The 25,105-nt window shown below is 73.8% G+C and carries 19 protein-coding genes and 1 pseudogene; 13 read left to right on the top strand and 7 right to left on the bottom strand.

What is annotated here, in order from left to right; all coding sequences use genetic code 11:
• The 8 genes and pseudogenes from FHS13_RS21295 to FHS13_RS05330 form a co-directional block, all read left to right on the top strand.
• Window positions 1-992, top strand: a pseudogene (locus tag FHS13_RS21295) (hypothetical protein); the annotation flags it as partial.
• On the top strand, window positions 883-1,281 hold the full coding sequence (locus FHS13_RS05360; RefSeq protein ID WP_246404575.1) for a YbaB/EbfC family nucleoid-associated protein: 399 nt from the start codon (window positions 883-885) through the stop codon (window positions 1,279-1,281). The pseudogene FHS13_RS21295 and the gene FHS13_RS05360, both read left to right, overlap by 110 nt.
• Entirely contained in the window at window positions 1,262-1,627 is a 366-nt protein-coding gene (locus FHS13_RS05355; RefSeq protein ID WP_184288426.1) for a hypothetical protein, read from the top strand. The genes FHS13_RS05360 and FHS13_RS05355 overlap by 20 nt, the downstream gene beginning before the upstream one ends.
• Before the next feature lie 69 nt (window positions 1,628-1,696).
• Window positions 1,697-3,358 (top strand): hypothetical protein, encoded by a 1,662-nt coding sequence (locus FHS13_RS05350; RefSeq protein WP_184288423.1) that lies wholly within the window; start codon window positions 1,697-1,699, stop codon window positions 3,356-3,358.
• Between the two features lie 79 nt (window positions 3,359-3,437).
• Window positions 3,438-6,746 carry a right-handed parallel beta-helix repeat-containing protein gene (locus FHS13_RS05345; RefSeq protein WP_184288420.1) on the top strand — a complete coding sequence of 1,103 codons (3,309 nt, stop codon included), beginning with the start codon at window positions 3,438-3,440 and terminating at the stop codon, window positions 6,744-6,746.
• Window positions 6,747-6,857: 111 nt separating this feature from the next.
• Entirely contained in the window at window positions 6,858-8,321 is a 1,464-nt protein-coding gene (locus FHS13_RS05340; protein ID WP_184288417.1) for an MFS transporter, read from the top strand.
• Between the two features lie 28 nt (window positions 8,322-8,349).
• Window positions 8,350-8,910, top strand: coding sequence for a TetR family transcriptional regulator (locus tag FHS13_RS05335; RefSeq protein WP_184288414.1), 561 nt, complete (start codon window positions 8,350-8,352; stop codon window positions 8,908-8,910).
• Window positions 8,911-9,090: 180 nt separating this feature from the next.
• Complete coding sequence (locus FHS13_RS05330) at window positions 9,091-10,290, top strand: PucR family transcriptional regulator (protein WP_184288411.1); 1,200 nt, start codon at window positions 9,091-9,093, stop codon at window positions 10,288-10,290.
• Window positions 10,291-10,475: 185 nt separating this feature from the next.
• Here the strand turns inward: FHS13_RS05330 and FHS13_RS05325 are convergent, their stop codons facing one another.
• Window positions 10,476-11,441 carry an LLM class F420-dependent oxidoreductase gene (locus FHS13_RS05325; protein WP_184288408.1) on the bottom strand — a complete coding sequence of 322 codons (966 nt, stop codon included), beginning with the start codon at window positions 11,439-11,441 and terminating at the stop codon, window positions 10,476-10,478.
• A 229-nt stretch (window positions 11,442-11,670) separates the two neighbouring features.
• Between FHS13_RS05325 and FHS13_RS05320 the strand changes: the two genes are divergently transcribed.
• On the top strand, window positions 11,671-12,201 hold the full coding sequence (locus FHS13_RS05320; RefSeq protein WP_184288405.1) for a YbhB/YbcL family Raf kinase inhibitor-like protein: 531 nt from the start codon (window positions 11,671-11,673) through the stop codon (window positions 12,199-12,201).
• 163 nt (window positions 12,202-12,364) lie between these two features.
• Here the strand turns inward: FHS13_RS05320 and FHS13_RS05315 are convergent, their stop codons facing one another.
• Window positions 12,365-12,859, bottom strand: a complete 495-nt coding sequence (locus FHS13_RS05315; RefSeq protein WP_184288402.1) for a DUF3145 family protein — start codon at window positions 12,857-12,859, stop codon at window positions 12,365-12,367.
• A 391-nt stretch (window positions 12,860-13,250) separates the two neighbouring features.
• On the opposite strand from FHS13_RS05315, the gene FHS13_RS21290 reads away from it, so the two are divergent.
• The 3 genes from FHS13_RS21290 to FHS13_RS05300 all read left to right on the top strand — a co-directional run bounded on the left by FHS13_RS21290 (window position 13,251) and on the right by FHS13_RS05300 (window position 16,456).
• Entirely contained in the window at window positions 13,251-13,811 is a 561-nt protein-coding gene (locus tag FHS13_RS21290; RefSeq protein ID WP_343064912.1) for an RNA polymerase sigma factor, read from the top strand.
• A complete protein-coding gene (locus FHS13_RS05305) occupies window positions 13,808-14,230 on the top strand; it encodes a hypothetical protein (protein WP_184288396.1) in 423 nt (140 codons plus the stop codon). The genes FHS13_RS21290 and FHS13_RS05305 overlap by 4 nt, the downstream gene beginning before the upstream one ends.
• A gap of 201 nt (window positions 14,231-14,431) precedes the next feature.
• Complete coding sequence (locus FHS13_RS05300) at window positions 14,432-16,456, top strand: CHAT domain-containing protein (protein ID WP_343064911.1); 2,025 nt, start codon at window positions 14,432-14,434, stop codon at window positions 16,454-16,456.
• A gap of 27 nt (window positions 16,457-16,483) precedes the next feature.
• Here the strand turns inward: FHS13_RS05300 and FHS13_RS05295 are convergent, their stop codons facing one another.
• The 4 genes from FHS13_RS05295 to FHS13_RS05280 form a co-directional block, all read right to left on the bottom strand.
• Entirely contained in the window at window positions 16,484-17,137 is a 654-nt protein-coding gene (locus FHS13_RS05295) for an MBL fold metallo-hydrolase (protein ID WP_184288393.1), read from the bottom strand.
• Window positions 17,138-17,182: 45 nt separating this feature from the next.
• Window positions 17,183-17,986: an enoyl-CoA hydratase-related protein gene (locus FHS13_RS05290; RefSeq protein ID WP_184288390.1), complete on the bottom strand. Its 804-nt coding sequence runs from the start codon at window positions 17,984-17,986 to the stop codon at window positions 17,183-17,185.
• Window positions 17,987-18,196: 210 nt separating this feature from the next.
• Complete coding sequence (locus FHS13_RS05285) at window positions 18,197-18,790, bottom strand: DUF5998 family protein (protein ID WP_184288388.1); 594 nt, start codon at window positions 18,788-18,790, stop codon at window positions 18,197-18,199.
• Between the two features lie 68 nt (window positions 18,791-18,858).
• The gene (locus FHS13_RS05280) at window positions 18,859-21,579 is read right to left on the bottom strand and encodes a GNAT family N-acetyltransferase (RefSeq protein ID WP_184288385.1); all 2,721 of its coding nucleotides are present in this window, start codon (window positions 21,577-21,579) and stop codon (window positions 18,859-18,861) included.
• Window positions 21,580-21,848: 269 nt separating this feature from the next.
• Here FHS13_RS05280 and FHS13_RS05275 point away from each other — a divergent pair, with 269 nt between their 5' ends.
• The gene (locus FHS13_RS05275; protein WP_184288382.1) at window positions 21,849-22,784 is read left to right on the top strand and encodes a PfkB family carbohydrate kinase; all 936 of its coding nucleotides are present in this window, start codon (window positions 21,849-21,851) and stop codon (window positions 22,782-22,784) included.
• 157 nt (window positions 22,785-22,941) lie between these two features.
• Here FHS13_RS05275 and FHS13_RS05270 read toward each other — a convergent pair whose 3' ends face one another.
• Complete coding sequence (locus FHS13_RS05270; protein ID WP_184288379.1) at window positions 22,942-25,104, bottom strand: RecQ family ATP-dependent DNA helicase; 2,163 nt, start codon at window positions 25,102-25,104, stop codon at window positions 22,942-22,944.
• Window position 25,105: the final 1 nt, after the last annotated feature.

The following is a 25,105-nucleotide window of genomic DNA, read 5'->3' as shown; positions in this document are numbered from 1 at the left end:
GCCTGCCCATCAACTTCGACCCCGGCACCGGGCAGGTCCTGCCCATCGACCCCGTCACCGGACAGCCCGTCGGCATCGACCCCTCGACCGGGCTGCCGACCGACTACGGCACCCCCTCCGTTCCCGGGCTGCCCGGGAACCAGGACGGCCTCCCTCTCCCCAGCCCTGCGCCGGGCCTGGACACCGACTTCCCACCCGTCTCCACACCAGGCCTCGACACCAACTTCCCACCCGTCTCCACACCGGGCCTGGACACCGATGTCGGCTCCGGCCCGGGGATCAATCCGATCACCGGCGGTCCTTACGTCACCGACCCCGACACCGGGCTGCCCTACCCGATCGACCCCGTCACGGGGGAGCCCATCACCACCGGTTTCGGCGACGACGGCCGCGGCTACGAGATACCCCGTCTGGAGAGCTTCGGCCCCGACGGCCTCAACTACGGAGGCCTCGGCACCGGGGACGGCTCGGGCAGCGGTGCGGGGAACGCCCCCGGCACCGCCGACCGCTCGTCCCTGTTCCACACCCCGGGCACCGCCCGCCTGCAGGCGGGCGGCGGGTTCCCCGTCCCCGGTTCTGACGCGGACGCCCCCGGTTCCGCCCCCTCTCCCGCCTCGTCCGGGACCTCGCCCTCCATGCCGATGATGCCGCCCATGATGGGCGGCATGGGAGGTATGGGCGGTGGCCAGGGCGGCGACTCCAACCGCGAACGGCAGCGCTCGACCTGGCTCTCCGAGGACGAGCGGGTCTGGGGCACCGCGGCAGACAAGAACAAGTCCGTGCTCGGAAGGCCCGTGCCCGGACAGAAGAAGGGAGCGCAGCGCCATGAGTTCGTCGATGCGGGCGCAGATGGAAGCGGAATTGGAACAGCTTCACAGAACGATGGAGCGACTCGCGGACGCAAGCGCAAGCCTGGAGTCGGCAACCGAAGAGGTCGTGGCCAAGAACAGGCTCGTGGGGGCGAAGGTGGACGCGACGGGGGAACTGATTGAGCTCAAGTTCCACACCCGGGCCTACCGCGACATGGCGCCCGCCGAGCTCGCCGCCGCCGTGACCGACGTGGTCAACCGCGCTCGGAGGCAGATGGCCGAGCGCGTCTCCGGCGTCTACAGCCCCTTCCTTCCCGAGGAGGTCGACACCCGTGCCGCCATGGACGGGCGGCTCGACCCCCGGGAGGTGCTCGACCGCATGGGCGTCTCCCTGGACGACCTGGGCAGCCCACCGGTCTTCCCGTCCGCCCCGTTCCCGAAGGAGGGCGACCGTGACGAACGGACCCGGTGAAGGCCTCTCCGCCTTTCCCGAAGGCATGATCAAGGACGGCTCCCGTATCCACGAGGCGGCCGAGTACACGCGGGAACTCAACGAGTGGTTCACGGCCGCGCGGGAGACCCTCGGTACCCCGTGGGGGAAGGGGGACGAGTTCGCCGAGCAGATGGACAAGGTCCTGGGGCCGCTGGAGGAGGGCCTCCGCCTGTACCTGGACTTCTTGGAGCAGGCACAGCAGGACGCGGCGGACCGCACCGTACAGACAGCGCAGAACCTCGGTGCGGCCGAGGACGCCGGCCAGGACCTCGCCTCGACCCTGATCCCGGGCGAGGGGCCCTCCTCCGGCGGAGGCCGCCGATGACCCCCTTCCCCGACCCCCCTCGCCGCCCCGCCATCGGCGGCCGGGGAACCCCGCCCAGAAGGAGACCCGATGTCTGAGCGCCCGCAGGCACACGCCGAGGCGGGCCGGCCGTCCGGCACCGCGCCCCGCTCCCTCCGCCCCGCGTCCCCCGACGCCTCGGCCGCGCCCGACACCCCTTCCCGTCCACTCCCCCTCTCCTCCGCCGGAGGGGAGGGCGCCGATGCGGTCGCGTCCCCGTCCTCCGGCGTCGGGCAGGAGACCCCTGCCGAGCACGACCCCCTCGCCCCGCCGCTGCCTTCCTCCCGAATCAGCGGGAGGCTCTCCGAAGCCGCGGCACCCGCGCCCCCCGACGCCGCTCCGGCACTGGACCGCCCCGGAAAGCCCGTCCTCGCGGGCGCGGCCATCGCCGGGCTCCTGCTGGTCGCGGCGCCCTTCGCCGTGACCACGGGCGTACCGGGCCTGACCCTTCAGGCCTCCGCCCCGTCCGGCGGGCAGGGCCCTGCCGTCGGTGCGGACACGGCGGTGCGCGGGGAGCCGGCCTGGAGCGGGAACACCTCCGCCGTCGGCGCGGACACGGTCGGCGGCCAGGCCGCGGGCTCCACCGCCGAGGAGACCGGCTACGTCCCGGAGGTACGCGAGGACGGAGGCGCGGCACCTTCCCTGCCCGACCCCGGCCCCGACGGCGCCTCCTCCGCGGGCGCCGGCGGAGGCGACGCGGTCGAGACCGCCCCCGTGGCGCGGGAGGAGCCCGCGTCGGACTCCGGCCCCGAGGTCACCGGAACCGCCGCGGAGAGCGGCGGAACCGGGGAGGACGGGACCGGGGAGGACAGGACCGCTCCGGACGGCGACGGGACCGGGGACGGCGGGCAGGACACCGCCGGGGACGGCGCGTCCGAGGAGACCGTGACGGCCGCCGGGGAGGAACCTGCCGGGGATCCCGGCCCGGAAGGCACCGCCGAGGAGGGCGGCGGGGCCGAGGAGACAGGAACCGAAGGGACGGGAACCGAGGATTCCACCGCGGAGGGTTCCACCTCGGAGGGGGCCACCGGGGAGGAGGCTCCCCCGGAGGCGGAGGGCGCGGGCGGGGCGGAGGAGACCGCCGCCGGCGCCCAGGAGGCATCCGGGCCGCAGTCCGTCGAGTCCCCCGACCCCGAGGGGGGCACCTCGGTGATGGAGGACGCCCTCGCCCAGGCCGCCGCCGACCCCGGGCCCTACCTGGCCGTCGCCGGTCCCGGCTGCGCGGGCTCCCCCGGCTCCTCCTACCGCAACGAGGGCCGCTGGGACAGCGCCGAGGGCACCGCCAGCTGGGCCACCCGCCCGGGCGGGTACACGCAGGAGGGCTGCGTCGGCACCTACGAGGCGGTTCCCGTCTCGGGCGACCCCGAGCACGGCAACGGGCAGTACGCCGCCTGGACCTTCTCCCCCGGGTACGCGGGCGCGGTGTGCGACCTCTACGTCCACGTCCCCGACGACGAGAGCCCGCTGTGGATCGCCCCCGGCGAGGCGCGCTACCAGATCTTCCCCGGTCTCCTCGCCGAGGGTTCGGCCGTCGCCGTCTTCGGTTTCGACCAGTCCCTGGTCCGGGGCGGCTGGGTGCAGGTGACCGGGTTCACCGCGCCCTCGGCGGAGTTCACCGTCCAGCTCACCAACGCCGGAGACGACCCCCTCGCGGGTCAGGAGCACACCGGCGCGCACGTGGCCGCCTCGGCCGTGCGCGCGTCCTGCTCCTGACCCCGGACCGGTGGGGCGCCGCGGCGGCGCCCCCGACCCCCATTCAGCGGCCCCCAGCGGCCCAGACAGGAAGGCCCCGATGACCAGGCACCTCCTCACCGTCGACCCCGACGGGCGAGACGGCCACGCGACGATCGGCGAGGCGGTCGAGGCGGCGCGCGGCGGCGCGCTCATCACCATCGCCCCGGGCCGCTACGAGGAGAGCCTCGTCCTGCGCAAGGTGGTCACCCTCGTGGCCCGCGACGGGCGCGGCAGCGTGGAGGTCCTCTCCTCCTCCCGGAGCGCCGTCCTGTCGGGTGCCGAGGCGGTCAAGCTCTCGGGCCTGGTCCTGCGCGGCCGCGACGGCGACCACCCCGCCGTGGACATCCCCGCGGGGCAGGTGGAGATGGCCGACTGCGAGGTGGACGGGGCCGCGTGGACGGCGGTGTCGGTGCGCGATACCGGTGCGCTGGCCATGCGCGGCAGCCGCGTCACCTGCTCGGCCGGCGCGGGCGTGGTGATCACCTCGCCGGAGCCGAGCACCCTCGAGGACTGCGTGGTCGAGGAGGTCGACACCAGTGCCCTGGTGATCGGCGAACAGGGCCGTCCAGCGGTCCGCTCGTGCGTGCTGCGCGACGCCGGGGGCAACGGCGTGTTCGCCAGCGGGCAGGCGGCGGGATCGATCGAGGACTGCGAGATCACGAGGACGCAGAAGCCCGCGGTGGCGCTGGAGGACGGCGCCGCCACCTCCCTGCGCGGCCTGCACGTGCACCGCACCGGCGGTGACGGCCTCGCCGTCTCCAGTCGGGCGCGGCCACTGGTGGAGGAGTGCCTGCTGGAGGAGGTGGGCGGCCGCGGGATCGCCGTCCACAACGGGTCCGACCCGCAGGTGACGCGGGTGCGCGTGGTGCGCTCCGGGGAGGCGGGCGTCCACGTGTGGGGGCGGGCGCGCGGCGTCTTCACCGAGTGCACGGTGGAGGAGTCGGGCGGCGACGCGGTACGCGCCGAGGAGCGGGCCGCCACCGCCTTCATCGGGCTGGTGGTGCGCGGGGGCGCCGGCCTGAACCTGGACGGGGACAGCGCCGTCGAGTTCGACCGGGGCCTGGTCAGCGGTACGTCGGGGCCGGGCGTGGTGGTCGGGGCGTGCGCCCCCTTCCTGCGCGGGACCGCGGTCACCGACACCCGCGGCCAGGGGGTGGTGTTCGGCAAGGACGCGCGCGGGCGCCTGGAGGACGTGTCGCTGGAGCGCACCGGCAAGAGCGCCGTGTCCGTGGAGGAGGGGGCGCGCCCGCTGCTGAACGGCGTGCGGATCTCCGGGAGCCGGGACTCGGGGATCTCGATCGGCGCGGGCGGTGAGGCCGACGTGCGCGACTGCGACATCTCGGAGTGCACCGGGGACGGGATCGCCGTGCGCAGCGGCGGCCGGGCGACGGTGCTGCGCACGCGCGTGTACAACGGGCGGCGCAACGGCGTCCTGGTGGCGGCGGGGGCGGGCGCCTCGCTGCGCCGGTGCGAGATGTTCGGCAACGGCGCCGACGGTGTCCTGGTGCACTCCACCGAGGACGTGGTGGTGGAGGACTGCTCGGTGCGCGAGAACGGGCGTTCGGGGCTGCGCCAGACCGCGGCGGGCGGCCGGGTGCGCGCCGAGGACCTGCTCAGCCACGGCAACGGGGCGCCGGACGCGTTCGGCGAGCACGCGGGGACCGCCGTCCCCGCGCAGGCGTCCCCCCCTGCGGGAGAGGACGCGGAGGAGAGCGCATCGGCCGGACCGATGCTGGAGCTGGACTCGCTGGTGGGTCTGGACAACGTCAAGCGGGAGGTGCGTACGCTCGTCACCCGCAACCAGATGGCCCGGCGCCGCGCCGAGATGGGGCTGCCCACGCCGCCGATGAGCCGCCACCTGGTCTTCGGGGGCGCCCCGGGTACGGGCAAGACGACCGTGGCGCGGCTGTACGGCCAGATCCTCGCCGAGCTGGACGTCCTGCGCTACGGGCACGTGGTGGAGGTGGCCCGCGCCGACCTGGTGTCGCAGTACGTGGGCGGGACGGCGATCAAGACCACCGAGGTGTTCGAGCGCGCCAAGGGGGGCGTGCTGTTCATCGACGAGGCCTACACGCTCACCACCGGCGGCGAGGGTGGAAGCGGACCCGACTTCGGCCGGGAGGCCGTCGACACGCTGGTCAAGCTCATGGAGGACCACCGCGACGAGGTCGTGGTGATCGTCGCCGGCTACACCGAGGACATGGAGCGCTTCCTGTCCGCCAACCCGGGTCTGGCCTCGCGGTTCAGCAAGACGATCGAGTTCGTCAACTACGAGGTGGACGAGCTGGTGGAGATCGTGCGCAAGCTGTGTGACGCGCACAGCTACCGGCTGGCGCCCGAGACGGTGGACGCGCTGGGCGCGCACTTCGAGCGGATGCCCAAGGGGCCGGCGTTCGGCAACGGCCGCGAGGCCCGCAAGGTGTTCGAGGAGATGATCGACCGGCAGGCGTCCCGGTTGAGCGGAACGCTGGACGACGACCCGGATTCGCTCACCCTCCTGCTGCCGGAGGACCTGGGCGCCGGCTCGGTTCCGGCGGAGGACGGCGCCGGCCAGGGGGACCGGATCGCGGCCCTGCGCGCGGAGCTGGACGCCATGGTGGGGCTGGCGGGGGTGAAGGCGACCGTCAACGACCTGGCCAACCTGCTGCTGATGTCGGAGCAGCGGCGCGCCATGGGGCTGCCGGTGGCGCCGATGAGCCACCACCTGGTGTTCGCCGGTCCCCCCGGTACCGGAAAGACGACCGTGGCCAGGCTGTACGGGAACCTGCTGCACGCCCTGGGGGTGCTGCCGGAGGGCCAGGTCGTGGAGGCGGCCCGCTCGGACCTGGTGGGGCGCTACGTCGGCCACACGGCCCAGCTGACCGCCGAGGTGTTCGAGCGCGCCAAGGGGGGTGTGCTGTTCATCGACGAGGCCTACACCCTGGCGCCGCGCGGAGCGGGCAACGACTTCGGCCAGGAGGCCGTCGACACGCTGGTCAAGCTCATGGAGGACCACCGCGACGAGGTCGTGGTGATCGTCGCCGGCTACACCGGGGAGATGCAGCGCTTCCTGGACTCCAACCCGGGTCTGGCCTCGCGCTTCAACCACCGGGTGGAGTTCCCCGACTACAGCGACGACGAGCTGGTGACCATCGTCGAGCGCATGGCGGAGGCGTCGGGCTACACGTGCGGTCCGGAGACGTCGGCGGCGCTGCGGGAGCACTTCTCGGGGGTGGTGCGCGACGCGAACTTCGGCAACGCCCGCTACGCGCGCCAGGTGCTGGAGCGGATGATCACCCGGCAGGCGGGCCGCCTCGTCAACGGTGTGGGCAACGCCACCCGCGAGGACTTCACCTCCCTGGTTCCCCAGGACATACCGCCGCGGTGAGGGCCGGGGGCGGGCTCCCGGGCGAAGAGTCCGCCCCGAAAAGGCAAACAGCGTTTACTCTAGAGGTGAACATTCGTTCACCTCTGTCCTCTTTTCGCCCTTGGAGGCCGTATGCCGCCCTCGCCACGCATGCCCGCCTGGGTCACCGCGGGGGTGCTCACCCTCTGCGGACTGATCGTCTCCCTCCAGCAGACCCTCGTCATCCCGCTGCTGCCGGACATGCCCGAGATCCTCGGCGTGTCCGCCGACGACGCCTCGTGGCTGGTCACCGCCACGCTGCTCACCGGCGCGGTGGCCACGCCGATCGTGGCCCGGATGGCCGACATGTACGGCAAGCGCCGGATGCTTCTCATCTCCCTCCTCGTGATGACCGCGGGTTCCCTCGTCGCCGCACTGGGCGGCAGCTTCGGCCCGCTCATCGTCGGCCGCGCCATGCAGGGCTTCGGCGCCTCCCTCATCCCCGTGGGCATCAGCATCATGCGCGACCAGCTGCCCCGCGAGAAGCTCGCCGGAGCCATCTCCCTGATGAGCGCGACCTTCGGCATCGGCGCCGCCCTGGGACTGCCGCTGTCCGGCCTGATCCACGAGGCCTTCGGCTGGACCGCCCTGTTCTGGTCCACCGCGGTGGTCGGCGCCGTGCTCATCGTCGTCATCCGGCTGATGCTCACCGAGTCCGTTCCGGGCTCCTCCGGCCGCTTCGACGTCGCCGGCGCCCTGATCCTCTCGATCGCCCTGGTCGCCCTGCTGCTCATCCTGTCCAAGGGCGCCGCCTGGGGCTGGACGAGCGTCGCCGTCGCCGTGCTCGCCGGCGTCGCCGTGGTCGCCTTCGCGGTGTGGGTCCCCCTCCAGCTCAGGACCCCCGAACCGATGGTCAACCTGCGCACGGCGGTCAAGCGCCCCATGCTGCTGACCAACGTGGCCTCGTTCTTCGTCGGCTTCTCGATGCTGATGAACTCGCTGATCACCACGCAGGAGCTCCAGGTCCCCACCGAGACGGGCTACGGCATGGCCCTGCCCGTGGTCACCGCCGGCCTGCTCATGGTGCCCGGCGGCCTGATGATGCTGGTGTTCTCCCCCATCTCCGGCCGGATGCTCAACAGGCTGGGAGGCAAGCCCACTCTGCTGATCGGTTCGGCCACCATCGGTCTGGCCTACCTCGGCCGCGTCCTGGCCCCCGACTCCGTCGTCACCACGGTCGTGGGGAACACGGTGATCAGCGTCGGCACCGCCGTCGCCTTCGCCGCCATGCCCACCCTGGTGATGGCGACGGCGCACCGCTCCGAGACCGCCTCGGCCAACGGCGTCAACTCGCTGATCCGCTCCCTGGGGACCTCCTCGTCCAGCGCCGTGGTCGCCATGCTGTTCGCCTCGATGGCCGTCGTGGTCGACGGTACGGCCTACCCCTCGGCCGCCGGGATGGACGTCGCCCTGTGGCTCGGTGCGGCGACCGCCGCGATCGCCGTCCTCGTCGGGGCGCTCATCCCTGTACGCGGCGGCGAGGAGTCCGGGGAGGAGCGGGAGCACGGAACCGCCCGGAAGGACGGATACCACCGACTGCCGAGCAAGAGCTCGTAGAGCCGACACCGCCGGAACGGAAAGAGCAGTGACGAGAACGGACAGCCGCGGGGAGATCGTCGGCGCGGCACGCGAGCTCTTCAAGGAACACGGGTACAACGCGGTGACCGTCCGCGACATCGCTGCCGCGGCCGGGGTCTCCCCCGCCCTGGTGATCAAGTACTGCCGCAGCAAGGCCGAGCTCTTCAACGAGGCGGGCCCGCACGACGTCCCCCTCGTCGAGCTCGACCTTCCCCGGGCCGCGCTGGGCCGCGCCCTGGTCCAGAAGATCCTCACACGGCGGGAGCACGGGGCCGCCGAGAGCTGGCTGGTCGCCGCCGCCCACGTGCGGGAGTCGCCCGAGCCCGAGCACACCCGCGCGAAGGTCCGGGAGAAGGTGCTGGACGGAATGGCGCGGCTGCTGGGCGACACCACCCCCGACCGCCGCTTCGCCGGCGCCGTCGTCTGCCAGCTGCTCGGCCTGGCGGAGGGGCTCCGGGGCCTGGGGATGTTCCCCGAGCACGAGACCCCGTCCGAGGAGCTCCTGGAGCTGTACTCGGCGGCCGTCCAGGGCCAGATCGACGCCTGCGCCCGGTTCTGCGGCTCCTGAGCCGCCGGGCACCGGGTCGGAACGGGTCGGGGTTGTCCCGGCGCGCGGACTCTGGTGGTATAAGTGTGTCCCCCGTCACCGCCGACGGCCACCGGTCCGACACACGAACCTTCCTGGCGCACTGAGAGCACGCGCGGGCGTGCCCCGGCCGCTTCGCCGTGCGTCCGCGCCGGAGGAGACATGGCCCATCCGTTGCTGGAGAGCGGACGAACGGATCCCTTCGCGCGGATCCCCCGTGAACTGGGCGCACAGCTGCGCCCGCTGGTGCCGCCGATGGTGGAGGAGTCCCTGGAGGGCATCCGCAGGCGATCGGAGTCCCACTCACCGCCCCTGGGCCCGGCCGAGGTCGACGGCGTACGGTGCGCGCTCACCGCCGGGGTGCACGGCTTCCTGGACCGGGTGGAGTCGGGGCCCTCCCCGGAGCTGGCCGACTCCCTGGCCGCGGAGTTCCGCGCATTCGGGGCGGGTGAGGCCCGGCGGGGCAGGAGCCTGGAGTGCCTGCACGCGGCGGTGCGCACGGCGGCCGCCGTCGCGTGGCGCCATCTGTCGGCGGCCGGTGTGCTCACCCGCGAGTACACGGGTTCGCTGGGTGAGGCGATCTTCGCGTTCCAGGAGGAGGTCTCCGCCGCGGCCTCCGAGGGGCACGCGCGGGTGCGCGGAGCGGGTGCGCAGGCGCTGCGGCGCCACCGCCTGCGGCTGCTGGAGGCGCTGCTGTCGGGTCAGGACGCCCGGACCGCGGCGGAGCTGGCCGCGGCGGCGGGCTGGCGGCCGCCCGAGCGGGCGGCGGTGGTCCTGTTCCCGGGGGAACCGGGGGAACAGGGCCCCGTGCTGCCGCCGGACGTGCTCGCGGACCTGGACCGCCCCGAACCGTGCGCCCTGGTCCCCGACCCGGGCGGGCCGGGCAGGCTGCGGGCCCTGGAGCGGTCGCTGCGCGGCTCGACCGCGGTGCTCGGTCCGGGTGTACCGCTGGAGCGCGTTCCCGAGTCGCTGGCGCGCGCCCGCGAGCTGGCCGGGCTGGTGCGGGCCGGGACCGTACCGGACGAGGGGGTGGTGCGCTGGGAGGACCACCTGCCCGCGCTGCTGCTGTCGCACGACACCGAGCTGATCGCGGCGATGGCCCGTTCCCGGCTCGCCCCCCTGGCCGAACTGCGGGCACCCCAGCGCGAGCGGATGGCCGACACCCTGCTGGCCTGGCTGGAGTCGGGGTTCAACGCCAACGAGGCCGCGGAGCGGCTGCGCATCCACCCCCAGACGGTGCGCTACCGCATGCGCCGGATGGAGGAGCTGTTCGGCGCCCGCCTGGGGGACCCGGGCGAGCGCTTCGAACTCGAACTGGTGCTGCGCGCCCGCCGCCTCCTCGGCCCGCTGGAGGAGACGTAGGCCCTGTTCTCCGGATCGTCTCGGACCGCGCGGCCGCCGGACGCCCTTGCCGCGGCGAAGAGCTTGCGAGGCGGGCCGGGCTGCGCCCCCGCCGTGCGAGGAGACGCCCGGCCGCCCCTTCGCCGGGGAATCGGCTTCGCCGACGCGGCGGGGGCATCCGACGAACACGGCCCGGGACCGCCGGATCAGGCCTGGGGAGCCAGGGCGCGCACCACCTCGGCCGGATCGCGGTGCCCTCCGCCGATGGGGTGCACGACCGGGGTGGTGACGCCGTTCTCGGCGTAGGCCCGGATGCGTTCGCGGCAGTACTCGGCCGGGCCGTGCACGACCAGGTCGTCGACCACGGAGTCGGGGATGGCGGCCAGCGCCCCCTTGCGGTCGCCCTCCTCCCACGCCTTCCACATGGGGGCGAGCTCCTCGCGGCCCAGCCACTCGTGGAAGGCGCGGTAGACGGGGACGTTCAGGTAGGCCGCCACGGCCCGGCGCGCGACGGCGCGCGCGGTCTCGGGGTCGGTGTCGGGGATGGTGAAGATCCGGGCGGCGATCTCCTTGTCCTCCCCGTACTCGCGCACGTACGGGGCGACCGTGCGCACGTCCTCGGCCGAGAGCCAGTTGACGATCGCGCCGTCGCCCTCGCGCCCGGCCAGGCGCAGCATGCCGGGCCTCAGGGCGGCCAGCAGCAGCGGCGGCACCTGCTCGGGGACGGCGCCCAGGGTGAAGCCCTTGACCTTGAAGGTGTCGTAGTCGGCGGTGACCTTGTTCCCGGTGAGGGCCTCGCGCAGGAAGCGGAGGGTGTCGCGCACCTTCTTGTAGGGCTCCTCGAAGGGCAGGGAGTTCCACTGCTCCACGATCACGTTGGAGGAGGTGCCGATGCCCAGGGCGAACCGGCCCGGGGCCGCGGCGGCCAGGGTCGCCGCGCTCATGGCCAGGGTGGCGGGGCCGCGTGTGTAGACGGGCACGATCGCGGTGCCCAGACGCAGCTGCGGGGCCCACACACTGGCCAGCGCCAGCGGTGTGAAGGCGTCGGTGCCGTTGGCCTCGGCCGACCAGGCGTCGGTGTAGCCCTGGTCCGGCATCCGTTCGATGATCGCCCTCTGGTCGGGCAGCGGGACCCCTTCGAGAGGGATGGTGATGCCCCAGCGAGTGGTCATGGCAGCTCCCTGCTGTCGGTTGCAACGCATACCGAATCCGGTTCTCTTCGGCCGCGCTCCCGACCATACCGCCCGGTCGGTCTGCTGTCTGTGCCCGGTTCCCGAAACGTGCCGCCGACACGGCGGCGCCTTCCCTGCGGGGCCCGGCCGCCGGGGCGTATGTTCGTAGGGTCCGGGCCGGTCCCGGGCAAGCGACACACCGTCCCCACGAGCGAAGGAGGCCCCTCACGTGGCAGCGCCACCCTCCCCCTACGACTTCCTGCCCCAGGTAGCGTCGTTCACCCTGGCCAGCGACGACGTCGCCGACGGCCGGGTCCTGCCCCCGGCTCAGGTCAGCGGGATCATGGGGGCCGGCGGCGAGGACGTCTCGCCGCACCTGTCCTGGAGCGGGTTCCCCGAGGGGACGCAGAGCTTCGCCGTCACCTGCTTCGACCCCGACGCACCGACCGCCAGCGGTTTCTGGCACTGGTCGGTGGCCAACATCCCGGCAGAGGTGACCGAACTGGCCAGGGGCGCGGGCGACGGCTCCGCACTGCCCGGATCGGCCGTCACACTGCGCAACGACGCCGGAAGCAGGCGCTACGTCGGAGCGGCCCCGCCGCCCGGGCACGGGCCCCACCGGTACTTCTTCGTGGTCCACGCGGTGGACGTCCCGTCCCTGCCGGTGGACGAGGAGTCCAGCCCCGCGTTCCTCGGCTTCAACCTGTTCTCCCACACGCTGGGACGGGCCCACCTCACCCCCGTCTACGAACAGAGGTAGGGGGCTCGGAGGAGTCCGACACGATCGGGGCGGGCGGTCCCGCCGGGGCCGCCCGCCCCGCCCTTTCCTCCCCGGGTCGGTCCCGCCACGCGCGTGGCGGCCGTTCGACCGGTCCCGGACCCGTCCGGGGACCTTCCCGGACGCCGCGCCCGGCTCCGCGGTGTCATCCCACGGCGTGGAGCCAGCGGACGGGGGCGCCGTCGCCCGCGTAGCGGAAGGGCTCCAGTTCCTCGTCCCAGGCACGGCCGGTGAGGCGGTCGATCTCGGCGGCGAGGTCGGTACCCGCCGCGGCGGCCTGCTCCACCGCCGCGCGCAGGCGGCCCTCCGGGACCAGGACCTCGCCCGCCGCGCTGGTGATGGCGGTGAACATGCCGAGGGAGGGCGTGTAGCTGTAGCGCACGCCGTCGCAGCCGGGCGACCCCTCCTCGGTCACCTCGAAACGCAGGCGCTGCCACGTGTTGAGCGCCGAGGCCACCGCGCTCGCCGTGCCCGCCTTCCCCTGCCAGTTGAGCTCGGCACGGTGGTGGCCGGGCGCCGCGGGCTGGGCGACCCAGTCGAGTTTCACGGGTACTCCAACAACGCCCGCGACCGCCCACTCGACGTGTGGACACAGCGCCGCGGGCGCGGAGTGGACGTACAAGACGCCACGTGCGGACACCGAACCTCCTGATACGAACGAGTGCGCTTCCCCGACGCCCTCGTACCACGAGAAGGTTGCATACCCGCCTGAATGCTTTCGCCCCATTGTGCCCCAAGGGCCCCTGGAGAACCAGCCGTGCACTGGGTTTTTCCGGCGTTCCCACCGTGGTCCCGGCGCTCCGACACTAACGTGGCTCCTGAACGGGCAGGAGAGTCCGATCCTAGTGGGGGCGGGTTTGCCGAACCAGTCGCACAAGGGCGTCCACGACACCCAGGTACCCCCTGAAACCGTACGTTTCGCCAGACAGAGGGACGAATTTCCCCGCTCCCTGTCGGTCACGGCCACAAGTGGACACGGCTCGGGCCTCCCCGAAGCACCGAAGGCGGCCGGACCGGAACCCGGCACCGCGGTGCCGGGAGACGCCGAGTTGGTCCGGCGGGCCCGCCGGGGTGAGTACCCCGCCTGGGAGGCCATCGTCGACCGGCACCTGCCGATGGTCAACGCCGTCGCCCGCTCCTACGGTCTGGCGGCTCCCGACCGCGAGGACGTCGTGCAGACGGTGTGGCTCACCCTCAACCAGCATCTGGCCCGGCTGCGGTCCCCCGAGCGCCTGCGCGGGTGGCTGAGACGGGTCACCCGGGACATGTGCAGGCGCCAGCGCGAGCGCGACGCCCGCCACCACCCCGTCGATCCCGGTGCGCTGGCCGCCCTCCCCCGCGTCCTCGGGCAGCCCTCTCCCCCGAGTCCGGAGGACGAGTACCTGCGCAAGGAGGTGCGCGACGAACTGCACCGGGCGATCCGCCGCATCGCGGACCCCGGGGAGCGGCGCGCCGCCCTGCACTACCTCCGTTCCCGGTATCCCCGGGGCGGCGACTCCGTACCGGGCCCGGGAGGGGACCCGGGGGCCGCCGCCAACCAGCGGCGCCGCATGTTCCGCACACTCCGCCGCATCCTGGAGGAATCCCGTTGAGAGAGAAGAAGAGCACCGCCCCCGCGCAGGAGGGGCGGGCGGCGGCCCTGGCCGCCTTCGACCGCTCGGAGGACGCCGCGGAGCTGGCCGAGCTGGCCTTTCCGGGCGGCCCTCCGCGCGAGCCGACCCGGGCGGACGACGACACCGTGCTGGGGGAGATGCGCTTCGTCCGCGGGGACGTCGTCCTGGAGGTGTGGCTCCACGGCCGGGGTCGGCTCCGTTCGGTGACGGGGCTGGTCCAGGGGGACTTCGACCACGCCCTGCTGGAGACCCGTCGGCCGGACCGGTCGTGCGACGCGGTCGCATCGGTCGGGGAGGACGGCAGGTTCGCCCTGAGGGACCTGGCCCGGGGGCCGCTCAGCCTGGCCCTGCGGCGGAGCGGCCGCGCCCCGCTCGTCACCGAGTGGTTCACCCTCTGACTTCCCCGTACTCCACAGAAACGGACACACCGAACACACATTGGACGCGGTCTCGAATACGTACCTGATCGCACGCATTCGCCCGCACTTGCCCCGTTGTGCAGCTTCGGCCCCGGCCTCTGCCTGCTCGGGACCTCCCCTCGGAAGCACCCCGCTGTTATCAATGGACCGGCTGCTTCCCCGCGGTGAAAGGCGGAAGACGTGTCCCCCACCCCTCCGAAGTCCCCTGTCCCCCTCATCGGCGTCCGCGACGCGGAGGAACCCTCCGGCCGGGTCCTGCTGGAGAGGGTCTCCCTCGGGGTGAAACTCGCCGAGGACGGCATGTTCGACGTGTCGGCCGACCTGCTGGACGACACCCACCTGCGCCTGCGCCGGCACCCGGTGGCCCGGAGCGCACCGGTGCTGCCCGCGGTCCTGGTCAACCTCGGTCTGTCCCAGATCCTCTGCGGCCGTTTCTCTCAGGCCCGGGACCACCTCGCCGAGGCCCGCGCGCTGTCCCGGGAGCACAGCCTGGAGCTGCTGGGCCTCGTCGCGGTGCAGAACCTGGGCTGCCTGGACCTGGCCCGGGGCGACATCCCGTCGGCGCTCACGACCTTCCTCGGTCTGGCCCACCGCCTTCCCCGCGAACGCCGCGAGGCCCTCCACGTGGACCTGGCCGAGGCACTGCTCGCGGAGGGAATGGTGGAGGAGGCCGCACGGACCCTCGCCGACGGCCCGTGGTCCCACGGCCGGTCCGCGCAGGCCTCCACCCTGCTGGTGGAGGCCAAGCTGTGTCTGCTGCGCGGTGACCGCTTCCGTTCGGTGGAGCTCGCCCGCCGTGTCCGCGGTGCCTTCGGCCGAGGATCCCTCTGGCACGGCCTGGCCACGCGGCTGGAACGCACGGCCTCTCGGCGCGCCCCTTCCCCCGTCGGCTCGGCCCGGACCTCCCTGGAGATCCGCCTGCCCCTGGCCGCCGCCTCGCCCCCTCCCCCGCTCGCCGCCGCCCACCGGGTGCTCGACGCCCTGGAGGCCGCGGTGAGGGCCCCGGTCGGCCGGGGTGCCCCCGTCCCCGGCCCCTGGCTGACCGGCGCGGCGGGCGACGCCCACGTGGCCCGGGCCGGTCTGGAATGCGCGCTGGCCGCCGGGGACCCGGCCACCGCACTGGAGTGGACCGAACTGGACCGGTTCGCGGACATGCCGCGGACGCGTGTGCCCGACGTGCTCACCGACCGCTACCGCGCGGCCCTCGCCCGGGGGCAGGGCAACCGCGCCTCGATCCACGCGCTCCGGTGGGAGCGGACGCGCCGACGTGCGGCACTCGCCGGCGCCCCGGTCGCCGTGCCTCCGGCGGAGCCGGTCGCGGGGCGTCTGCTGGAGCGCCTGGGCGACCGGGCGTTCCTGCGCCTCACCCGGTCGGGGCAGGAGGCCGTGGCCCTCGTGGCCGCGGCGGGGCGGGTGCACGCCCGCCCTCTGGGCCCGCTTCCGCGGGTGGCGCGCGCCCTGGCCCGCCTCACCCTGCCGCGGCCGCTGCCCGGCACGGCCGAGCCCCCCGTGCACGGCCTGCTGGCCCCCGTCCTGCCGCTGATCGGGGAGCGTCCGCTGGTGGCGGCCGCCGACACCTGCCTCGGCGATCCGCCCTGGGGAGCCCTGCCCGACCTGCGCGGGCGACCGGTCACCGTGGTCCCCGACGCCCGCTTCTGGCTACGGCGCTCCTCCCGTCCGCTCCGGGCCCTGGACAGGGTCCTGCTCGCCGCGCCCGGCGAGCCGCCGGGGGCGCTGGCCGAGGCGACCGCACTGGCGTCCGTCCGTCCGGGGGCCCTCCTCCTGACGGGCGAGAACGCCCGGTGCGAGGACGTGCTCGCCGCCCTGGGCACCAGCGACCTGGCCCATCTGGCCGGACACGGCCGGGTGCCCGAACGCGCGCCCATGCTCTCCTCGGTCGGCATGTCCGACGGCCCGCTGCTGGCCTGCGACCTGTCCGGGCCGGCCTCCGCTCCCGAGGTGGTGGTGCTCTCCGCCTGCTGGACCGGCCGTCTGCGCGATCTGTCCGGGGCACCCCTGGGCTTCGCGGGCGCCCTCCTGGGCGCCGGGACCCGGATGGTGGTGGCCTGCCCGGCCCCGGTCCGCGACGCGGGGACCGGGGCCGCCATGCTCGCCTTCCACCGCGACCTCGCCGCCGGGGTACCGGTTCCCGAGGCCGTGGCCGCGCGCCTCGGGAACCTCGGCTTCAGCTGCCTGGGGGCCTGAGCCGCGCCCCTCGGCGCTCCTCCGTGGCTACCAGCCGCGCTCGCGCCACTCCGCGAGGGAGGGGCGCTCGGCACCCAGGGTGGTGTCGCGGCCGTGGCCGGGATAGACCCAGGTGCTGTCGGCCAGGACCCCGAAGACGCGCTCCTCGACGTCCCCCAGGAGGGTCCGGAAGTCCTCGTCCGACCAGGTGCGGCCGACACCGCCCGGGAAGAGGCTGTCCCCGGTGAACAGGTGGGTGTGGCCCTCGGGGTCGTCGTAACGCAGCGCGATCGATCCCGGCGTGTGACCGCGCAGGTGGATGACGGTGAGGTGGCTGTCGCCGACAGGGATCCGGGAGCCGTGGACGACGGGCTCGTCCACGGAGACCGGGAGTTCCTCCCCGTCCTCGGGGTGGGCCACGGTGCGGGCGCCGGTCTCGCCGACGATCTCGGCCAGGGCCTGCCAGTGATCCTGGTGGCGGTGGGTGGTGACCACCCGAGCCAGACCGTCCTCCCCGATCAGTTCCAGGATGCGGTCGGGCTCGGCGGCCGCGTCGATGAGCAGGGCCTCGCCCGTGGCACGGCAACGCAGCAGGTAGGCGTTGTTGTCCATGGGGCCCACGGCCAGTTTGGTGATGGTCAGGTGCGGCAGCTGTCGAAGGTCGGCGGGGCCACCGACCTTGGTATCTCCGGAGTAGCTCACCCGTCCATTGTGGCCTCTGCACCGGAGCGACCGCATCCGGTGGGGCTATCGCGCCCAGCGCGGGGGGCGCTTTTCGAAGAAGGCCGCTCGGCCCTCCACCGCGTCGTCGCTCGCGAAGAACTCCGCGGACAGCTTCCCCAGCCGGGCGAACTCCTCGGTGCGCCGCCCCGGCTCGGCCGCGCCGCCGCCGAGCTCGCCGAGGAGCTCCTTGGTGCGCGAGAGCGCTCTGGGCGCCGCGGCGCGGACGCCCTGGAGGACGTCCTCGAGGGCCTGGTCCATGTCGCGGTCGGCAACGGCCTGGGTGATCAGTCCGGCCCGGGCCGCCGCGGCGGCGTCGAACAGCTCGCCGGTGAGGAAGTAGCGGCTCAGCTGCCGGGAGTGCATCCGGGCCGACACCGGGAGGGAGATGACCGCGGGGACCACTCCGATGCGCACCTCGGTGAAGGCGAAGGTCGCGCTCTCGGGGGCGAGCGCGATGTCGGCGGCGGCGACCAGGCCGATACCTCCGGCCCGGGCGGCGCCGTTGAGGGCGGCGATCACCGGTTTGGGCGCGGACATGATCTGCTCGAAGAGTTCGGGAAGCTCGGGGGCCGGCGGCGCCGGGGCCCCCCGGAGCGCGGCGGCGGCCTCCTTCAGGTCCGCTCCCGCACAGAACACCGGCCCGCTCCCGGTGAGGACGACGGCGCGCACCTCGTCGTCGGCCATGGCCTCGGAGAGCGCGCCCGACAGCTCCGAGCGCAGCTGCGCCGACAGCGCGTTGCGGTTGCGGGGGGAGTCGAGGGTGACCGTGGCGATCGCGCGGTCGACGTCGAGGCGGACCAGCGGCGTCGGGGAAGGCGTCTGCGTCATCTCGGGACCGGCCTTTCTGCGGAGGTGTCCCCGCAGGCGGGGACACGGGGGTCGCGGGGGTGGTGCGCCGTGCGCCCGCGCCCCGCTCGTGGCCGGGCACGCAGGCGGGAACCACCTTAACCGGCGAGCTTCCCGGTGCCGCGGCCGCGGCACCGCCTCTCCGTGTACCCGGCGGCCGGGCGGCCGGGGCCGGGGCCCCGGCCCCGGCGGTCAGCGCGTGGTCGCGTCGGAGAGGGCGTTGGCGAAGTGCAGCATCGTGGCGACGGCTTCGGGGCCGTCGGCCGCCTCGCTCACCCTCAGGGTGAGGGGCTCGGCGGTGATGGCACCGGTGTAACCGTGGTCCAGCTCGCAGCTCTCGTCCGCGCAGCCCGCAGGCTCCAGGTCGATGTGCGCGACGGCGCCCCAGTTGACGGACAGGTTGACGCTCAGCACCAGCTCGCTGGGCAGGCTGCCCGGCGTGTACTGCGCCGGGTTGGACACCACCCTGGTCAGGGCCACCGACTGGATGTTGCCGAGCTGGATGCTGTCGGTGGTGGTGGAGGCGTGGGAGGGGCTGTCCGGATCGGTGGGCGGGTGCTCGTCGGTGTGGCACACCACGAGCCGGGTCCCGGTCAGCAGCATGACCGTGATGTGCCGCCTCATCTCCATGGCCGGGTCGAAGGTCGCCTCGTGGTGCACGATGAACGCCTCGGCGTTCTCGCCTCCCAGGGCCGCGGCGACGGCGTCGATCACCAGGGCGGGGTAGTACCCGCTCCGCTCGATCTCCAGTCGCCAGTCCGTGGGGACGGTGCGTGTTTTCCTCATACCCCTATCCTGCCTCTTCCTCCCGGTACTTCGCGACCACGGGGTGAGACGGGAGAGCCGGTCCCGGATCAGAACGTCACCCCTCGCAGCCTGCGGGGACCGGCGTCGGGCCGCACCTCGGGTGCCTCGCGCAGCCACATGCGGGCGCCCAGGACGTGGGCTCCGGTGGCGTTGACCAGAACCGGGTCCAGGTCGACGTAGCCGATCTCGGGGAAGGCCTCGACCATGCGGGACACCCGGATGAGGAGTTCCTCCAGGGCCTCCACGTTGGGCTGGTCGGCGAGCGAGGTCGCTCCGGCGGGCAGGCCGAAGAGCAGCGGCGCGGCCCGCACCGCGTGGATGAGGTCGGCGGCGTCCACGTCGGTGAGCGGGGCGAGGCGGAAGGACCGGTCGTCGAGGAGCTCGGCGGTGACGTCGGCCAGGCCGAAGGAGATGACCGACCCGAAGGACTGGTTGTCGCCGGCCCGGACGACCGTGGGGACGCCGGGCGCCACCATGCGCTGCACGACGAGTGTGGCATCGGCACCGAAGCGGTCGTCGAGGGACAGGAAGGCGCTGCGCACGTCGTCGGGGGTGCGCAGGTCGGCGCGGACGAACGTGCCCCCCGAACGCACCCGCAGGTCCGGGGAGTCGGCCTTGACCACGACGGGGTAGCCGAGTTCCCCGGCGGCGACCACCGCCTCCTCCGGAGAGGTGACGCGGATGTCGGGGTAGGCGTCGATGCCGTAGCAGGCGAGCAGCTCGCGGGCGTCCTCGCCCGAGACGGCCGTCTCCTCGTCGTAGCGGCGGTCGCCGCCGAACCAGGCGACCTCCTCCGGGTCGTGGTCGGCCTTCCCCAGTGCCCGGGCGATGGTGGCGCGGGCGCGGGCGCGGTCGATGTCGGGCAGCTCGGGGTGGCGTCCGGCCTTGCGGTTGCGCCACTGGGTGTAGCGGGTGGCGTAGGCCAGGGCGCGCACCGCGTCCTCGGGTGCGGGATAGGAGGGCACCGAGCCGCGTAGGGTCTCCCCGCGCTCGCCGACGTGCCGCAGCTCCTCGGGGATGCCCTGGCGGGCCAGGTAGGTGGTGACGATGGGCTTGTCCGACTCCAGGGAGCGGGCCCGCAGGACACGGGCGACGTCGTCGGAGATGGGGTGCAGCGCGGGGACGAACACGACGACGACCGAGTGGACGCCGTCGTCGGCCAGCGCCGCCTCCAGAGCCCGGTCGAAGTCCTCCGCGGTGGCCTGGGGGCCGAGGTTGACGGGGTCGTGGGGACGCAGGCCCTGCCGGACGGCGGCGTCCTTGACCAGCAGCTCCAGGGAGTCGGAGTTGCCGATGATCCCGACCCGGGGCCCCAGCGGCAGGGGCTGGTAGGCGAACACCTGGGCGGCGTCGAACATCTGGGTGATGTCGTCGACGCGCACCACCCCGGCCTGCTGGAACAGGGAGGTGACGGCGTAGTCGGGCAGCGACAGCCCGCCGGCGGCGTGCCCGGTGGGGGTGGTGCGCGAGGAGCCGCCGCTGCGCACCGCGACGACGGGCTTCTGCTTGGCCAGGCGGCGGGCCAGGCGGGTGAACTTGCGCGGGTTGCCCAGGGACTCCAGGTACTGCAGGACGACCTCGGTGGCGGGGTCCTCCTGCCAGTACTGCATGAGGTCGTTGCCCGAGACGTCGGCGCGGTTGCCCGCCGAGACGAACGTGGACAGCCCCATGCCGCGTTCGGCGACGCGCTGCAGGATGGCCCGGCCCAGGGCTCCCGACTGGGAGAAGAAGCCGATGGGGCCGCTGCGGGGCAGGTCGGGGGACAGCGTCGCGTTGAGGGACACGCCGGGGTCGGTGTTGGCGATGCCCAGGCAGTTGGGGCCCACGACGCGCATGCCCGCGGCGCGCGCGGTGCGCACCAGCTCGTCCTGGCGTTCGCGCCCCTCGGGCCCGGTCTCACCGAAGCCGGAGCTGACCACGACCAGCCCGTGCACACCCTTCTCCGCGCACTGCTCGACCACGTCGACGACCGCGTCGGCGCGCACCGCGACGACGGCGAGGTCGACCTGGTCGGGGATGTCGAGGACGGAGGGGTAGGCGCGCACGCCCACGACGGCCTTGGCCTCGGGGTGAACCGGGTAGACGGGCCCCTGGAACTCGCTGTCGAGCAGGTTGCGCAGGGCGGTCTGGCCGATGGTGTGGGCGGTGCGGCTGGCGCCAATGACCGCGACCGACTCGGGGAAGAGCAGGCGGGCGATGGAGCGCGACTCGGCGCGCTGCTCACGGGCCCGCATGACCTCGTTGGACACGTCGGTGGGCTGGATGTCGAGCGTCAGCCGGATGACCCCCTCGTCGAAGGTCTGCTGCGCCGTGTATCCGGCCTCGCGGAAGACGTTGATCATCCGCCGGTTCTCGGGGAGCACGTCGGCGATGAAGCGCCGGATGCCGCGCTCGCGGGCGGCCGCGCCGATGTGCTCCAGGAGCACCGAGGCCAGGCCGCGTCCCTGGTGGGCGTCCTCCACGACGAAGGCGACCTCGGCCTCCTCCGGAGCCACCTTGTCGTAGCGCACCACCGCGACGAGGGCGTCGGAGATGGTGGCGACCATGCCGACGCGTTCCTCGTAGTCGACGGTGGTGAAACGCCTCACGTCGCGGTCCGACAGCTTGGGATAAGGAGCGAAGAACCGGTAGTAGATGGTCTCCGGTGAGAGCCGGGAGTGGAACTCGCGGAGCAGGTCGGCGTCGTCGGGCGTGATGGGGCGCAGGTGCGCGGTGCCTCCGTCGGTGAGGACGACGTCGGCTTCCCAGTGGTTCGGGTAGGACTGCACGAGTGCGAGACTAGACGACAAACGGTCGATTCCGGGGAAAGTCCATGCGGTATGCGCGAAATCGCCCGAAGAGTTCTCGCGTGGCGTACACGGGAAGGCTCGCCGGGCGGCGGTGCACCCTATAGGAAGGACCCCGAACACTCATCAGGATCGGTCGCCGTGTGGCCGTGGTGCTGTCAGTTCGTTACACGCCGCTGGCGCTGCACCTGTTAACGTCGTGCGGGCACAGATTCTCATAACCCTCGGTGGTGGCTGGCGAAATGACACGAGTGGTCGTAATCGGTGACCTCATGACCGATGCCGTCGCACGCGCGTTCCACCCGTTGGCCCGCGGCAGCGACACCCCCGCGTCCGTCGTGATGTACGGCGGCGGGTCCGGCGCGAACATCGCCGCGTGGCTGGCAGTAGAGGGCGTCGAGACGACCTTCGTCGGCCGGCGCGGCTCCGACATCACCGGACGCACCCGCGAGATGGAGCTCATGGGCTACGGCCTGGACTCGCGCACGGTGATGGACCCGGAGCGGCCCACGGGCACCTGCGTGGTCATGATCACCCACAAGGGCGACCGGACGATGCTGAGCGACCCCGGCGCCAACGCCCGGCTCCAGCCCGAGGACCTGCCCCGCGACGTGTTCGGCCCGGACGGGCACCTGCACGTGTCGGGGTACACGCTGATCAACGCGGACTCGCGGCGTGCGGCGCGCGTGGCGCTGCGCATGGCCCAGGACTGCGGCATGTCCATCTCGGTGGACGGCGGGTCGCACGCGCCGCTGGAGCGCGCGGGCGCGGAGAGCTTCCTGGACTGGACGCAGGGTGCCCGGCTGCTGTTCGCCAACCTGGACCAGGCCAAGGTGCTGACGGGCCGGGACTCCCCGGAGGCGGCGGCCAAGGTACTGACCGCCTGGTACCCGAACGTGGTGCTCAAGCTGGGCGACAAGGGCGGCCTGTGGGCCTCCAAGACACGCGAGGACGTCGTGACGGTCCCCGCCGAGCCGGTGGAGCCCTCCCCGGGCTCCGTGGGTGCGGGCGACGCGTTCATCGCCGGTTTCCTCCCCTTCTGGCTGGCGGGCCGCCACCCCAAGGAGGCACTGTCCCACGCCCAGCGCCTGGCTGCGCGCGCCCTGCACCAGCCGGGCGCCCGCCCCGACCTGGGCGACGGCCAGCCGGTCCGCCGCGGTGCCCCGCGGGGGCAGCGCCTCCGCTGACCCCGGCCCCGGCCGAGGGCCCGGTGGCGGTCTCCCCGCCCGCCACCGCCCCGAGGGACGCCCCGGCGCTCTCAGCCGTCCCCTTTTCTCCCGGGGCCCTCGCGTCCCCGCACCCTTCCGAACGCCCGGCTCCGCGCCGGGCGTTCGGTGCTTCCCGTCAGCCGCCGGTGGTGGCGAGGGTGAGGGGCAGGACCGCGGGGGCGCCCAGACCGCGCAGGAGAGCTGCGCCGACGGTGAGGGACCATCCGGTGTCGGTGAGGTCGTCGACGAGCAGCACCGGGCCGGGGTTCTCGGCCTGGAGGGCCGCCATCGCCTCGGCGAGGCCGGGTCCGGGGACCAGGGCGGCGTACACCTGGGCCAGGCGCATGGCGCTGTTGTGCCTGCGCTCCCCCGGGCCGCGTCCGTCGCGGTAGGCGAGCGAGCCCACGGGTGCCAGGCGGCCCAGGCGCGCCACGCGCTCGGCGAGGTCGGCGATCATGGCCGGGCGCGTGGTCGAGGGCATGGCCACCACGCCCACGGGCCGCTCCCGCCAGTCCCAGGCGGCCAGGACGCGCACCACCCCTTGCAGGACCCGGTCGTCGACGGGGTGGTCGGGGGCGTCGGCGGCGAGGACGCGGCGCAGCTCGCCGCCCCATCCGATGTCGGTGATGCGGCCCAGGGCGCGCCCCTCCTCGGCCATGAGCTCGGGCTTGACCCGTCCCGAGAGGGGGACGCCCAGGGTCTTCATCCCGGTGGGCCACTGGCGGCGGGGCGCGAGGGGTGTGCCGGGGCGGTCGAGGTGGGCGGCGGCGGCCTCGCGGCGCACCGGGTCGGCGTCGGCGGGCCAGTACCGGCCGGTGCACACGTCGCACCTGCCGCAGGGGGAGGCCGCCGGGTCGTCGAGCTGGCGGCGCAGGAACTCCATGCGGCAGGTGTCGAGGGCGATGTAGTCGAGCATCGCGCGCTGTTCGGCCTCGCGGGCGCGGGAGACCGCGGCGTAGCGTTCGGCGTCGTAGGACCAGGGCCGCCCGGTGGACTCCCAGCCGCCGCGCACCCGGCGGACGGCGCCGTCGACGTCCAGGACCTTGAGCATCTGCTCCAGGCGGGAGCGGCGCAGGTCCACCCGGGTCTCCAGGTGGGCCGGGGACAGGGGGCGGCCCTCCTCCTCCAGCACCGCCAGGGTGCGGCGCACGGTCTCCTCCGGGGGGAAGGACAGGCTCGCGAAGTACTCCCAGATGCGGACGTCCTCGCGGCCGGGCAGCAGGATCACCTCGGCGCGCTCGACACCGCGTCCGGCGCGGCCGACCTGCTGGTAGTAGGAGATCGGTGACTGCGGGGCGCCCAGGTGGACGACGAACCCCAGGTCGGGCTTGTCGAAGCCCATCCCGAGGGCGCTGGTGGCGACCAGCGCCTTGACCCGGTTGGCGAGGAGGTCGTCCTCGGCCTCGCGGCGCTCGTCGGGGTCGGTCTGCCCGGTGTAGGCGCGCACCGCCATCCCCTGCTCGGAGAGGAAGCGCGCGGTGTCCTCGGCGGCGCTCACGGTGAGCGCGTAGACGATGCCCGAACCCTGGATCTCGGGCAGGTGTTCGGCGAGCCAACCGAGCCGGGCCGTCGGGTCGGGCAGGTCGACGACGGCCAGGTGGAGGCTCTCCCGTTCGAGGGAGCCGCGCAGGACCAGGGTGTCCTCGCGCTCGGCCCCCGCCCGGAGCTGCTCGGCCACGTCGCGGGTGACACGCTCGTTGGCGGTGGCGGTGGTGGCCAGGACCGGGATGCCGTCGGGCAGGTCGTGCAGCAGCGAGCGGATGCGCCGGTAGTCGGGGCGGAAGTCGTGCCCCCAGTCGGAGACGCAGTGCGCCTCGTCGATGACGACCAGGCCGGCGCCGGCGGCGAGCCGGGGCAGCACGCGGTCCCGGAACTCGGGGTTGTTGAGGCGCTCGGGGCTCACCAGCAGGACGTCGACCTCGCCGGCGGCGACGTCGGCGTAGACGGTCTCCCAGTCGGTGGTGTTGGCGCTGTTGACGGTGCGGGCGCGGATGCCGGCGCGCTCGGCGGCGGCGATCTGGTTGCGCATGAGCGCCAGGAGCGGGGAGACGATGACGGTGGGTCCGGCGCCGACCTCCCGGAGCAGGGCGGTGGCCACGAAGTAGACCGCCGACTTGCCCCATCCTGTGCGCTGGACGACGAGGGCCCTGCGGCGCTGGGCGACCAGGGCGCGGATCGCGGTCCACTGGTCCTCGCGCAGCCGTGCGGATTCCCCGGCGAGTGCCCGCAGGCGCGCCTCGGCGCTCTTGCGCAGCACCTCGTCGGCGGGGGTCTCGGGGGCGGGGTCGATGGCAGTCATG

Origin of the sequence: Nocardiopsis algeriensis (assembly GCF_014203695.1) — a bacterium.
Lineage (GTDB): Bacteria > Actinomycetota > Actinomycetes > Streptosporangiales > Streptosporangiaceae > Nocardiopsis > Nocardiopsis algeriensis.
The sequence above is the reverse complement of the archived record's forward strand: the minus strand, read 5'-3'. Positions and strand labels throughout refer to the sequence as shown.